The 12788-nt window shown below is 70.0% G+C and carries 10 protein-coding genes; 4 read left to right on the forward strand and 6 right to left on the reverse strand.

Annotated elements, in window-relative coordinates; translation table 11 throughout:
* Positions 1 to 18 precede the first annotated feature (18 nt).
* On the forward strand, positions 19 to 384 hold the full coding sequence (locus Afe05nite_RS19175; RefSeq protein ID WP_203818495.1) for a MerR family transcriptional regulator: 366 nt from the start codon (positions 19 to 21) through the stop codon (positions 382 to 384).
* Here Afe05nite_RS19175 and Afe05nite_RS19180 read toward each other — a convergent pair.
* Genes Afe05nite_RS19180 through Afe05nite_RS19190 form a run of 3 tightly spaced genes read right to left on the reverse strand, consistent with a single transcriptional unit; the run spans position 381 to position 7778 of the window.
* Entirely contained in the window at positions 381 to 5177 is a 4797-nt protein-coding gene (locus Afe05nite_RS19180) for a DNA repair ATPase (protein WP_203818496.1), read from the reverse strand. The two genes, Afe05nite_RS19175 and Afe05nite_RS19180, sit on opposite strands and share 4 nt — an antisense overlap.
* Positions 5174 to 7171: a flotillin family protein gene (locus Afe05nite_RS19185; protein ID WP_203818497.1), complete on the reverse strand. Its 1998-nt coding sequence runs from the start codon at positions 7169 to 7171 to the stop codon at positions 5174 to 5176. Before Afe05nite_RS19185 ends, Afe05nite_RS19180 begins: the two co-directional genes overlap by 4 nt.
* 22 nt (positions 7172 to 7193) lie before the next feature.
* Entirely contained in the window at positions 7194 to 7778 is a 585-nt protein-coding gene (locus Afe05nite_RS19190; RefSeq protein WP_203818498.1) for a hypothetical protein, read from the reverse strand.
* Between the two features lie 176 nt (positions 7779 to 7954).
* Here Afe05nite_RS19190 and Afe05nite_RS19195 point away from each other — a divergent pair, with 176 nt between their 5' ends.
* Positions 7955 to 9145, forward strand: a complete 1191-nt coding sequence (locus tag Afe05nite_RS19195) for an acyltransferase family protein (RefSeq protein ID WP_203818499.1) — start codon at positions 7955 to 7957, stop codon at positions 9143 to 9145.
* A gap of 30 nt (positions 9146 to 9175) precedes the next feature.
* Here the strand turns inward: Afe05nite_RS19195 and Afe05nite_RS43875 are convergent, their stop codons facing one another.
* The 3 genes from Afe05nite_RS43875 to Afe05nite_RS19210 form a co-directional block, all read right to left on the reverse strand.
* Complete coding sequence (locus tag Afe05nite_RS43875) at positions 9176 to 9691, reverse strand: DUF3618 domain-containing protein (protein ID WP_239117972.1); 516 nt, start codon at positions 9689 to 9691, stop codon at positions 9176 to 9178.
* Positions 9688 to 10098 carry a phage holin family protein gene (locus tag Afe05nite_RS19205; RefSeq protein ID WP_203818500.1) on the reverse strand — a complete coding sequence of 137 codons (411 nt, stop codon included), beginning with the start codon at positions 10096 to 10098 and terminating at the stop codon, positions 9688 to 9690. Before Afe05nite_RS19205 ends, Afe05nite_RS43875 begins: the two co-directional genes overlap by 4 nt.
* 72 nt (positions 10099 to 10170) lie before the next feature.
* Positions 10171 to 10770, reverse strand: a complete 600-nt coding sequence (locus Afe05nite_RS19210) for a DNA mismatch repair protein MutL (protein WP_203818501.1) — start codon at positions 10768 to 10770, stop codon at positions 10171 to 10173.
* A gap of 36 nt (positions 10771 to 10806) precedes the next feature.
* Between Afe05nite_RS19210 and Afe05nite_RS19215 the strand changes: the two genes are divergently transcribed.
* Together Afe05nite_RS19215 and Afe05nite_RS19220 are read left to right on the forward strand one after the other, a co-directional pair.
* Positions 10807 to 11493: a response regulator transcription factor gene (locus Afe05nite_RS19215; protein ID WP_203818502.1), complete on the forward strand. Its 687-nt coding sequence runs from the start codon at positions 10807 to 10809 to the stop codon at positions 11491 to 11493.
* Positions 11490 to 12758 carry a sensor histidine kinase gene (locus Afe05nite_RS19220; RefSeq protein ID WP_203818503.1) on the forward strand — a complete coding sequence of 423 codons (1269 nt, stop codon included), beginning with the start codon at positions 11490 to 11492 and terminating at the stop codon, positions 12756 to 12758. Before Afe05nite_RS19215 ends, Afe05nite_RS19220 begins: the two co-directional genes overlap by 4 nt.
* Positions 12759 to 12788 lie beyond the last annotated feature (30 nt).

A 12788-nucleotide genomic window follows, 5' to 3' on the forward strand; every position in this document is an offset into this window, starting at 1 on the left:
TTGCGACGGGAGTCACCCATGCGGATCGGCGAACTGGCCACCGAGGCCGGCGTGAGCGTGCGGGCGCTGCGCTATTACGAGGAGCAGGGCCTGCTGGCGGCCACCCGGAGCAACAGCGGCCAGCGGCTTTACGCCGCCGCGGCGGTCGACCGCGTGCAGCTGATCCAGAACCTCTACGCCGCCGGCCTGGCCAGCCGCACCATCGCCGAGCTGCTCCCGTGCGTGGACGCCAAGGAGAGCACACCCGAGTCGCGAGCGCGGCTGGCCGCCGAGCGTGACCGCATCGACGGCCAGATCGCCGAGCTGATCGAGACCCGCGACCGCCTCGACGCGATCATCGAGCTGACCGAGCGCCCCGAGCACAGCGGCTGCTCGATCCACTAACCCTGGCGTGCGATCGCCGCCGAGACCTCACCGACCCGGTCGGCGAGCAGGCCGATCGCGCCGACCGCGCGGGTCATCGGATCGTCGCCCGCCCCGCCCAGAGCCCTCGCTCGCAGGTAAGCCGCCTTGACCTCGGCCCACCGTACGGTCTGCGCCGGGGTCAACCGGCCCCGCAACTCGGCCAGCTTCAGCAGGTTGGCCTCGGCCCCGGTCGTCAGGGTCTGCGCCTCGCCCGCGTAGTGGTCGTCGAGGACCGCTTCGACCTCGTCGTCGTTCATCGCCGGGACGATGCGTTCGGCCAGCTTGTTCATGTTCCGGTAGGAGCCCTGCAGACGGAACGGCGGCTCGGTGCGTGACTCGTCGGACTGTGCGGCCGACGCGATGTAGGCCTGGTTGTTCCGCAACACCACCCGCTGCACCCGGTGCAGCTTTCGCAGCACCGACAGCACCTGCGACAGCTCGGCGGCCGAGTAGGCGTAGGAGAGCCGGTCGGGTCGCACCGTCTCGTCCCCGCCGGCGAGACGCACCAGCAGTGGCAGGTCGTCGCGTGAACGGTTGGCGAGTGGCGCCAGCACCGGGTTCGAGGTGAGCGCGTTCTCCAGATAGGACATCTCGAACACGTCGGCGCGGCCGCTGAGCACGTCCCCGAGGTTCCACACGTCGGCCCGGTTGGCGAGCATGTCGGGGATGCGGAACCGTTGCCCGCTCTCGGTGTACGGGTTTCCGGCCATGCACACCGCGAACCGCTTCCCGCGCAGGTCGTACCGCTTGGTCGAGCCTTCCCAGACGCCCTCCATCTGCCGCTGGGCGTCACACAGCGAGATGAACTTCTGCAGCAGTTCCGGCGACGTGTGCTGGATGTCGTCGAGGTAGAGCAGGACGTTGTTGCCCATCTCGAGGGCGAACGAGATCTTCTCGATCTCCTGCCGCGCGGTCGCGTTCGGTGCCGAGGCCGGGTCGATCGAGGTCACGTCGTGCCCCAGGGCGGGCCCGTTGACCTTGACGAAGACCAGGCCGAGGCGGTTGGCGACGTACTCCATGAGGGTCGTCTTGCCGTAGCCGGGCGGCGAGATCAGCAGGAGCAGGCCGGACTGATCGGTGCGCTTGGCGTCGCCGGCCGCGCCGAGCTGTCGCGCCAGGTTGTCGCCGATCAGCGGCAGGTAGACCTCGTCGAGCAGCCGATTGCGCACGAAGGCGGTCAGGACCGCCGGTTGATATTCGGCCAGGCGCAGCCGACTGCGCTCGGCGTCGGCGAGGGCATTGCGCCGCTTCTGGTACGCCCGGAAGGCCGGCCCGGTGTTCTCCCGGAACGACCTGGTGGCGGTGAGGAAGCGGTCGAGCCGGATGGCCAGCCGCCCGCCCTCGATCCGCGGGTGCACGCCGAGCAGCCCGTCGACCGTGGCCTCGAGCGCCGCCGCCGAGTCGTAGCGGGTCAGCTGCGTCCCGGTGAGCTCGATCGCGACCGCTTCGAGGAGGTCCTCCGCACTGCCGGCGGCCGGGTCGGCGGCCCGGAACGCGGCCAGCCACCCACCGATGAGCTGCCGCCGTTCCGCGACGGTCGGGAGCCCGGCAAGATCGTCGAGGTAGCCCCGCCCGGCCCGGTGGAACTTGTCCAGGAAGTTGCGCGCCCCGGCGGCGGTCACGAATCCGGCCGTCCCGCCGGCCAGCTCCTCGACCAGGTATTCGCCCACCGGCGAGCCGGCCGCGGCGGAGATCTCGGCCGCGAGCTCGAGCAGCGGGCCGGCGAAGCCGAAGACCTCGCGGGCGCGGCCCAGCGAGACCGCCCGCAGGGTCCAGGCCGCCCGCTGCTCGGCAGTGGTGTCGAAGGCCCAGAACAGCTGCGCCGCGACCCGAACCGACGGCTCGAAGCGGAGCAGCCCGGCCCCGGCGTGCAGGCGGATCAGGGCGGCCAGGATCAGGGCGGCGTCGGCATCGTGGACGCCCCGTTCGTATCCTTCGTCGATGCGGGACTCGGCTTCACGCCGTACGCGATCGCGCAATGAACCGTCGGCGAGCGCGGTCGCCGCACCCGCCGGATCGGCCGCGAAGATCGCGGCGGCCAGATGTTCGGCGCGGTAGACGGCGGAGTTCTCGGACGGCAGCGACTGCGGCCAGAACGGGCGCGTGTCGGCGATGAAGGAGGCGTCGCGGATCGGTCCGCGATAGTCCGTGCCGGTGATCGTGAAGGCGAGCTCGTCGCCGTCCGGCACCAGCGTCAGGTCGATGGCCTGCGTGTTCACCGCGAACGTGTGCCGGCCCAGGCGGATCGTCGCGCCGTCGGAGCCATAGAGATCGAGCCGGTCGCGCAGCGCCCGGCCGGCCTCCTGCCGCGCCGCCTTGACGCGTCCGTCGAGCTCCTCCGCCCGCACCCGATCGCCGAGAGCGCGCAGCTCGGCCGCCACCGACCGCAGCTTGCCGACCATCGGATCGGTGGCGAAGTAGGTGTTGACCTCGTCGAGCGTGGCCAGCCCGGCGACCCGCCGCTGCACGCTCACCAGGGTGCGCCGGGCCGACGCGACAAGCCGATCGGCGCGCCGCTGCCGGTCGTCGACGAGTCCCTGGCGGCGCCCGGCGAACGCCTCGTAGACCTCGGTGCGTTTGGCCGTGAGCTGGTCGAGGAAGTCGTCGAACTCGCCGAACCGCGACTCGAGCGCCTCCACCTGGAGCATCAGCTTCGCCGACTGCTCGTCGCAACGCTCGGGTGTGTCGGCGGCCGCGAGCCCGGCCGTGACGGCCTGTCCGAGCAGCGCGAACTCGGCCGCGAAGGCGGCTCGGCCCTCGACCGCGACCAGTTCGCGCTTGCGCCCGTCGAGGGTGGCGCGGGCCCGGTTGATCCCGCCGAGCACCGCACCGATGCGTTCCAGGATGGCGACGCGCACGGTGGCGTCGGCGATGTCCAGCCCGCCGACCACGTCGATGACCACCTGGAGGCCGTCGGCCTGTTCCTCGAGCCGGTCGGTGACCGGTTTCGCGGCGGCCACGGTGGCGATCGCCGACGCGGACGCGACGAGCGAGTCGACCGCCTGCTGGTAGCCGGCGAACGCGTCCGGCTGACGGAGGTATTCGACGGCCCGGCGGGCGGTCTCGTCCACCTCGGCGGCGAGCGAGGCCGCCAGCCCGTCGAGGCGGGCGAGGTCGACGTAGCGCATCTCGCGCAGCGTGACGGCCTGTCCCTGTTGCCGGCGCAGTGCGGCGAGCAGCCCGATCCAGCCGTCGGTGCCGGTCGGCACCTCGCCGCGGGCCCGGCGGATCAGCGCGGTCGCGGCCTCCTGCGCCGCCTCGACCGCGGCGGTGGCCTGCGCGGTGAGCTGCTGCACCGACTCGAACTCGTCGAGCACCTGCTCGGCCGTGGCCCGTACCTCGCGCAGCGGCGTGGCCAGGTCCTGCAGGTCGGCCTCGCCGAGCCAGAAGTAGTTGTCGAACAGCCTCGAGCAGGCCGCGATGATCGCCTCGAAGACCGGCCCCGACGGCGACATCTCGTCGACCATGCGGGCCACGGAGAGCGCGTCGGCGATGCCACGCACCAGGTCGGCGTTGCCGATGCGGTCGAGCGGTCCGGCGCCGATCGGCTGAGCGGCGGCGAACGTGTCGGAGACGAACGGCGTCTCCCAGATCTGCATCGGGTGGACCCGGGTGGGTTCGTCGGAGTCGTGCCGGAACGCGATGAGCGTGCCGTCGTCGAAGAGCGACCAGCCGTGGCACGTGATCGGGGTGGCCACCTCCTTGCGGATCACGTTGTAGGGCAACAGAAGGTAACGGCCGGTGGCGCGGGCGTGGAAGACGTACAGCACGTCCTCGCCGTTCACCGACCGCACCACCCGCTCGAACTCGAGCTCGGAAGTGTCCGCGTCGAACGTCCGGGCGGCCCCGGTGGCCAGGTAATAACCGCCCGGGAAGATGATCCCCTGGTCCTCCGGCAGTCGCTGGCAGGCCTGGCCGATCCCGTCGAGCCGCCGCACGTCCTTCGTCCGCGTGTTGAAGACGAGATGACGCTGAGTGGTCTCCTTGTAGGGCAAGACCCGGATCAAGATCAAAGGTCCGATGCGGGCGTACGCGATAGCCGCGTCGGCCAGGCTCTGCAGCGGCTCGTCCACCGGCTCGGAGAAGATCCCCTCGCCGTCCTCGGTGTTGTTCTCCACCTTGACCGTGAGGGTGCCGCCGACCGTCTCGACGAACACCGCGTCCTCGATCGAGACGTGCGGATGCCGCCCCTGGATGTGGTCGTCCCGGGTGGTCTGGGTCCACTCGAAGTCCCACGCCGGCGGGAAGACGTGGTCTCGTTCACCCCGGTTGTCCTGATAGGACACTGTGCCGTCGGTCGCCACCCGCCAGCGCAGCACCTTGAGGTCGTCGGCCCGGGCCCCGGTCTGGAAGACCGCGAGCAGCTGCCCTTCGAGCCGGCGCAGCTGCAGCAGCCGGGTCTCCCGGAAATAGCGGTAGAGCTCGGCGAAGTCCTTCTGGAACGCCGGGTCCTCGAGCAGCGGCGAAGCCGACGGGATCAGCTTGCCGTCGGTGAAGTCGTGCACGGCGAGGACGTCGGCCACCGACGTCTCCGCCTTGAGCCCGATGAAGACGTTGTAGCCGAACAGCATCGAGCCGCCCACGTGCGCGATGTCGCGCGGCACGCAGTTGTTCTCGGTGCGCACCCGCTCGGTGCCGAGCAGGCTCATCTGCCGGCCGCCGAACGTCTCGACCCGCTTGTCGTTGAGCGCCTCGGCCCGGTTTGCCAACTCCTTGGCCTGCGCGCCCAGCCGGGCGCGCAGAACCTCGTACGTCCCCGCGTCGAGCGTCACCGGTCCGCCGGCACCTTCGCGTCGGCGAGGCCCATCTTCTCCGCGGCGGCCAGCAGCTCACGCAGCTTGCCGGTGTCGCCGTTACCGGCCTTGATCTGCTGAGTGAGGAACGCGGTGATGCTCACGTTCGCGAGATCGCCGGTGGAGACGCTGCCGAGGGCCCGGGTCAGGTCGCCCATGAAGTCGCCCTCGCCGTCGAAATAGCGCGAGCCGAGTGCCTGCGCCACCGTCGAGTTCTCCACGAAGCCGTCCACGCTCTTGCCGAGCGTGATCGAGCCGAGCAGCTTGTCGAAGAAGATCGAGTCGCCGCCGACGATGTCGATGTCGGCCTTGGCGAGACCGACCGAGAGCACCTGGGCCTGCGCCTCGGCGATCTGCTGGTGCACGCTGATGCCGGCGAGCCGGATCTCCTTCTCCATCTCCAGCCGCAGGCGGTATTCCTCGTGGCCGCGGGTGGCGTCGTCCATCGCCGCCATCGCGCCCGCCTTGTCCTGCAGACCCTCGGCCTCGGCCAGCAGCTTGGTCTTGATCGCCTCGGCGGCGATCAGCACCTTCTCGCGCTCGACGACGTTCTCCGCCCGGCCGGTCTTCTCGACCACCTCGGCGTTGCGCTCGCGCACCTGCACGTCGGCGAGGCCGGCCGCGGCCGCCTCGGCCTGGGTGCCCTCGGCCAGCCGGATCTTGGCGCGGGCCTCCAGCTCGGCGGTCTGCTGCCGGGCCTCGGCCAGCAGCAGTTCCTCCCGGGCCCGGAACTTCGCGGCGGCCTCGGCGGCCTCGGCCGCCTTGATGTCCTTGACCAGGTGTTCCTGCGCCTCGGCCTCGGCCGCGATGATCACGGCCTGACGCGTACGCTCGGCCTCCTCGACCACCCGCAGGCGCTTGATGCTCTCCTCCTGCTCGGCGACCGTCTTCTCCACCGCGATCCGTTCCCGGATGACCTCGGCCATCGAGCGCCGCTCGGCCTCGACCTCCTTGTCCTTGGCGATGGTGGACAGTTCGGTCTCCCGCTGCCGGCCGATGACCTCGAGCATCCGGTCCTTCTCGATGCGCTCGGTCTCGATCGCGATCACGCGCTCGCGGTTCTTCTCGGCCACCGCGATCTCGCGGGCCTTGTTCTCCCCCTGCACGCCGAGCTGCTGCTGGGTCGCCAGCTTCGCGCCCTCGGCCTTCAGCATCTCCTCGGCCTGGGCGAGCGCGATCTCGGCTTCCTCGCGGGCCCGGATCGTCTCGATCTCGCGGCGCTGCTTGATCTCCGCGTCGGCCTGCCGGCGCTCGAGCTCCAGGATCGTCTCGCGGGCCGCCACGTTCTGCCGGGTGATCTCCTTCTCCTCGTTGCGCCGGAAGTCGTTGGTGCGCACCGACTCGATGGCGGTCAACTCGGTGATCTTCCGGATGCCCTGGGCGTCGAGGATGTTCTTGGCGTCCAGCGAGATCAGCGGCGTCTGCTCGAGGAAGTCGATGGCCGCGTCCTCGAGGCTGTAACCGTTGAGGTCGGTGCCGATGACCTCGATGATCTGGTCGCGGAATTCGTGCCGCTTGGTGTAGAGGTCGACGAAGTCGAGTTGCTTGCCGACCGTCTTGAGCGCCTCCGAGAACTTCGCGCTGAACAGTTCCTGCAGCGTGGTCTCGTTGCTGGCGCGGGCCGTGCCGATCGCCTGGGCGACCTTGATGACGTCCTCGGTGGTCTTGTTGACCCGCACGAAGAACGTGATGCGGATGTCGGCACGGATGTTGTCCCGGCAGATCAGGCCTTCCCGACCGGTCCGGACGATCTCGATCGTCTTCACCGAGATGTCCATGATCTCGGATTTGTGCAGCACCGGCAGCACGACGGCACCGGTGAAGGTGACATCGACCCGGCGCACCTTCGAGATGATCAGCGCCTTGCCCTGCTCGACCTTGCGGAACATCCGGCTGAGGAAGAACAGCACACCGATGACGATGAGAACGATGACGGCGACGAGAATGCCCAGACCTGTCGAGATTACGTCCATCAATTAGTCCTTTTCCTGGTTTTCATTCCGGAAGTTTGTGGCCGCGGTTCGGCTCCGCGATGTCGGCGGGGACGACCCAGAAGAACTCGCCGTCGGAGTCGAAGTCGTAGAGCACCGCGACGGTGCCCGCGCGCAAGTCGTCGTCGCCCGCCTGGCGAACCTGGACGATCGCCGAGGATCCGTCGTCGGCCCGCACTTCGGCCTGGCCGAACGTGAGCGTCACCCGGCCGGTCCGGATCACGCAGGTGCGGCCGAGGAAATCGGTGCGGGACGGATCGGTGCCGACCGGACCGTACCGTCTGATGAGGATGATCAACGCGCGGGTGAGCAGCCAGCCGACGAGCAGGGCGCCGAGCAGAGCGACCCAGCCCGGCAGGAACTCGGCGCCGGCGAGGCTGCCGAACCAGGCGAACGCCACCAGCAGCGAGACCGGCACCGAGACCGGCACGCCGCCGAGGCCCGCGAAGCTCAACAGGTCGCCGCTGTCGCCGGCGTCGGGATCCGCGCCGCCCGCGACGACCACGACCCAGAACCCGATCACGATGATCAATAAGGGGGTGAACAGAACTGTCGGGAAACTCAGCGCAGCCCCGACGAATCCGCCCATTGTCTCTGCTCAGCCCCCTGTTGATCTGTTTCGCTACCAACCCATGGTGGCAGGTGGGGTCAATGTCCTAGCACAGATGTCGGCCATCCGTCGCGGTTTCGCGGAACTCCCGCTGGACGCGTCGTTCATACCTGAATGGGGCTTTTGACCGTATTAGAGATCTAATCTCGACGACGATGATGCAGACCACCACCGAGATGCCCACGGCCGCGAGTCGATCCGCCGAACCGTCCCTGCGGTTCCGTCCCGACATCGAGGGGCTGCGCGCGGTCGCGGTCGCGGCAGTCGTGCTCGGCCACGCCGGCGTGCCCGGTATCGGCGGCGGCTACATCGGGGCCGACGTCTTCTTCGTCGTCTCCGGTTTCCTGATCACCTCGTTGATGATGCGGGAGCTGGCCGCGACCGGTGAGATCTCGCTGCTGCGCTTCTACGGCCGGCGCGCCCGCCGCCTCCTGCCCGCCGCCGCGCTCGTGCTGGTCACGGTCGTGCTGGCGGGCTACCACTGGCTCGGGTCCGGGCGCGGCGACGAGATCGCGGCGGACGGTCGATGGGCCGCACTGTTCGCCGCCGACTTCAACTTCGCCGCCCAGGGTGTCGACTACCTGCGGTCGCAGTCCGCCCCGTCGCCGCTGCAGCACTTCTGGTCGCTGGCTGTCGAGGAGCAGTTCTACCTGGTCTGGCCGGCTTTGATCGGGCTGCTCATCTGGCTCGGGCTGCGGCACAGCGCGCCGTTGGTGCTGGCTCTCGCCGTAGCGGGCTCGCTGGCCTGTTCGATCGTGCAGACCGGCACCGCCTGGTCGTATTTCTCGCCGGCCACCCGCGCCTGGGAACTCGGGGCCGGCTGTCTGCTCGCGCTGGTCGCCGACCGCTTCGACCGCATCCCACCGGCGGTCGCGACCGCGCTTGCCGGGTTCGGCCTCGGTGGCATCGTGGTCGCCGCGCTGAGCTTCGACGACAGCACCCCGGTCCCCGGTTACGCCGCGGCGCTACCGGTCGTCGCCACCATGCTGGTGCTTGCCGGGCGCGGGGACGCGGTTCTCGGGGTCGCCCCGCTGCGCTGGCTCGGGCAGATCTCCTACCCGCTCTACCTGTGGCACTGGCCGATGCTGATCATCGCGGAGCAGGCCCACGGCCCCCTGCCGCCTCGGGCAAGACTGGGGTTGGTGCTGCTCAGCGTCGCGCTGGCGATCGTCACGCACGTCTTCGTCGAGAACCCGATCCGGCACAGCCCCGCCCTGGCCCGGTCACCTCTGCGCACGGCGGTCGTGGCTCTACTGCTCGTCGCCGTCCCGGTCGCGGTGGTCCAGTGGCGGACGAACACCTCATCGACAGCGCTGTCCTCGAGCCGAGACGGCGGCACGCCGTGAACGACGTGCCGCCGCTATCCTCTGGATCTCTTACCGACGGCGGCGCAGCACGGTCGCGATGACCGCCGCACCACCGAGCACTATCGCCGCCACCAGGGCGAGCGGCACCGGCCGCCGCGCCACCTCGGCCGGGCTTCCCTCGGTGAACTGGTGCACCACCCGATCACCGGCGACACCGGCTTGCGCGCTCTTCTCGTCGGTGGCCGCCCGCAGGTGTGCGGCCTTCACCGCGGCCGCCTCCTTCACCTGGGCGGTCTTGTCCGCGGCGGCTTCCTTGACCTGGGCGGTCTTGTCCGCGGCAGCTTCCTTGACCTCGGCGGCCTTGCCCGCGGCTGCGGCCTTGATCTCGGTGGCCTTCTCAGCCGCCGCGGCGGTCAGTTCCTGCGTCCGCTCGACGACCGCCTGCTTCTTGTCCGTCGCGGCCTGCTTCACCCGCGCCTTGACGTCGGCCTTCGCGGCCAGTGCGGCGGCCGTCTCGCCGAGGTCGGCCCGAGTCTCCTCGATCGACGCCCGGACCTCGTCGGCGGTCCTGTTGTCGCCGCTCATGAGTCTCGTCCCTCCCGGATCGCGTCCTTGACCGTCTCGATGTCACGCCGGCCGCTCTGCATCGCCGCCTCCGGCTCCGGCGGCAGCGCCTGGCCGACCTGCTTCTTGCCGATCAGGGCGAGCACGCCGGCAACGGCGAACAGCACCACGGTCACGATCAGGGCGGCCACCCACGCGGGCATCCACAGGGCCAGCACGGCGCCGATCGTGAAGAAGAGCGCACCCAGCCCGTACAGCGCGAGGCTGCCGGCGGCACCGAACAGGCCGGCGCCGATGCCGGCGCGCTTGCCTTTCTCCACCATCTCGATCTTGGCAAGGGTGAGTTCCTCGCGTACGAGCGTGGAGACCTGCTCGCTCATGTGGCGGACCAGATCAGCGGTCGACTGTTGCTCGGTTTGCGTCGTCATGTGCACGTCCCTCCTCTGCCGCGAACACATACCCGCAGGCAGCTGAGGTAATCCGACCCGATCGGGGAGTCTTTACCCGCCGACCTCGCTCACCTCGGCGAACGGGCGGTCGTCCCACCAGACCGCGTGGATGATGAAACTGTGGTTGGTCTCGTTGAAGTAGACGGCCATGTTGCCGGGTGAGTCCTGGACCTTCTGCACCGCGAAACCCTCGGCCGGGGTGGCCGTGACCAGGGTGACCACGCCGTTGGAGGTCATCCGGATGACCGCCTGGCCGCCCGCCACCTGGAAAGGCCGCACGTAGGTGCGCAGACCGCCGTCGCCGGTGGTGACCGTCCAGCCGTCCTCGGTCTTGGTCGGCGGCAGCGTGGTCGCCTTCGCCGGTGGCGGGGTGGTCGCGGTGGTCGGCTTACCGGTTTTCGCCGGAGCCGTGGTGCGCGGCCGCGAAGTCGTCGGCGATGCCGGATCAGGGGACTCCGGGGCAACCGCGGACGTCACCGAGGGCAACGGTGCCGGGAACGAGCCGGACTTGGCCGCCGGAAGCTGAGCCAGGGCGCGGTCCTTGGGCTCGGTGGTGCGCAGCACCGGCAGGATGGCCACGCTGGCCAGCACGATGCTCGTCGCTGTCGCCGCAGCCCAGCCCGCGAACGGAGCCCACCCGGAAGATCGCACGCGGCAATAATCTCACCTGCACCTATGCTGCACCGCATGGCGCTGATCCTGCTGGTCGAGGACGACCGCAACATCACGGCCGCACTGTCCCGGGCGCTCTCCGAGGCCGGGCACGTGGTGCGGCCGGTCGGGCGGGCCGCCGATGCGCTCAAGATCGTCACCGAGGAGCGGCCCGACCTGGTCATTCTCGACCTCGGGCTGCCCGACATCGACGGCACCGACGCGCTGCGGATGATGCGCTCGGTGTCCGACGTGCCGGTCATCGTGGCCACCGCCCGCCGCTCCGAGGCCGACATCATCAGCCTGCTCAGTGCCGGTGCCGACGATTACGTGACCAAACCGTTCTCCGGCGGCCACATCCTCGCCCGCATCAACGCCGTCCTCCGCCGCGCCCGTACGACGCCCGAACAGGCCACCCACGAGATCACTGTCGGTGAGCTCGTGATCAACCCGCGCCAGCGCCGCGCCGAACTAGGCGGCCAGCCCTTGCAACTCACCCGCCGCGAGTTCGACGTGCTCGCCTACCTCGCCGAGCGGGTCGGCCAGGTGATCAGCCGGCGGGAGCTGATGAACGAGGTCTGGAACCAGGCCCGCATCGGCGAGGAACAGACGATCGACGTGCACATCTCCTGGCTGCGCCGCAAGCTCGGCGAGACGGCGGCCCAGCCACGCTTCCTGCACACGGTGCGCGGAGTCGGCGTGATGATGGTCGATCCGCGGTGAGGTGGGCGCTCAACCGGTTGGCCCTCGCGATCACCTCGATGGTCGCGCTGGCCTTCCTGGTGCCGCTCGCGGTCGCCACCCGGCAGATCGCCCACGACCGGGCCGTCAGCGACGCCCGCCAGCAGGCCACCTCTCTGGTCACCGTGCTGGGCGTGGACGCCGATCCGACGCTGCTCACCAACGCGGTCGCGAGCACCACCGCCGGCAGCGCGGGTCGGTTGGCCGTACACCTGCCTGATGTCGCCCCGATCGGCGTCGCGCACACCGATGCCGGCCAGATCTCCCTCGCCGCACAGGACCGAAGGTCCGTGCTGGCACCCGCGCCGGACGGCGTCGCCTATCTCCAGCCGACCGTGCTCACCGACGGCCGCACCGTGGTCGTCGAGGTCTACGTGCCCGACTCCGAGATGCAACGCGGGGTGTGGACCGCCTGGTTGATCCTCGGCGGTCTGGCGATTCTGCTGGTGGCGGGCTCGGTGGTGCTGGCCGACCGGCTCGGCAGCAAGATGGTCAAGGCGACCCGCCAATTGGCCGGCTCGACCCGCCGCCTCGGCGGCGGCGATCTCGCGACCCGGGTCGAGCCGATCGGACCGCGCGAACTGCGCGACGCGGCGAACGCTTTCAACACCATGGCCGACGACCTGCACGGGCTGCTGGAACGAGAGCGCGAGCTCGCTGCCGACCTCTCGCACCGCTTGCGTACGCCGTTGACGGCGCTCCGCCTCGACGCCGAAGCGCTGCCGCCGGGCCAGGTCGCCGAACGGATGCGACAAGCCTGTGATCTGCTCGACTCGGAGCTCGACGCGATCATCACCGGCACAAGGCGCGGCTCCCAGGCCCGTGGCCCGCAACAGGCCGACCTGGTGGAGGTGCTCGCCGACCGGCTCGCCTTCTGGTCGGTGCTGGCCGAGGACCAGGAACGCCCGTGGGAAGTGCTCGGCGGCGACGTGCCGGTCATGCTGCCGATGTCGCACAGCGACCTGATCCTCGTCGTCGACGCGATGCTGGGAAACGTCTTCTCGCACACCCCGGAACGCACCGCGTTCCGCGTGCACATCTCGCCCGAGGGCCTGCTCGTCGACGACGCCGGACCGGGCATCCCCGACCCGGCACGATCCGTGCAACGCGGAGTCAGCGGCGCCGGCTCGACCGGCCTCGGCCTGGACATCGTGCGCCGAGCCGCCGACGAATCCGGCGGTCAACTCGTGGTCGCCCGCTCACCGCTCGGCGGAGCCCGGGTCGGCATCCTGTTCGCGCCTTCATGATTCGTTCCGGGTTCTTTAAGGAGCCGTTAT

This window comes from Paractinoplanes ferrugineus (genome assembly GCF_016862195.1).
In the GTDB taxonomy this organism is placed as follows: Bacteria; Actinomycetota; Actinomycetes; order Mycobacteriales; family Micromonosporaceae; genus Actinoplanes; species Actinoplanes ferrugineus.

What these genes read in the sequence shown, in the direction of transcription:
- Afe05nite_RS19175 (WP_203818495.1), top strand. Translation starts at nt 19, where the DNA reads ATGCGGATCGGCGAACTGGCCACCGAGGCCGGCGTGAGCGTGCGGGCG.
- Afe05nite_RS19185 (WP_203818497.1), bottom strand. Translation starts at nt 7,171, where the DNA reads ATGGACGTAATCTCGACAGGTCTGGGCATTCTCGTCGCCGTCATCGTT.
- Afe05nite_RS19190 (WP_203818498.1), bottom strand. Translation starts at nt 7,778, where the DNA reads ATGGGCGGATTCGTCGGGGCTGCGCTGAGTTTCCCGACAGTTCTGTTC.
- Afe05nite_RS19195 (WP_203818499.1), top strand. Translation starts at nt 7,955, where the DNA reads ATGATGCAGACCACCACCGAGATGCCCACGGCCGCGAGTCGATCCGCC.
- Afe05nite_RS43875 (WP_239117972.1), bottom strand. Translation starts at nt 9,691, where the DNA reads ATGAGCGGCGACAACAGGACCGCCGACGAGGTCCGGGCGTCGATCGAG.
- Afe05nite_RS19205 (WP_203818500.1), bottom strand. Translation starts at nt 10,098, where the DNA reads ATGACGACGCAAACCGAGCAACAGTCGACCGCTGATCTGGTCCGCCAC.
- Afe05nite_RS19215 (WP_203818502.1), top strand. Translation starts at nt 10,807, where the DNA reads ATGGCGCTGATCCTGCTGGTCGAGGACGACCGCAACATCACGGCCGCA.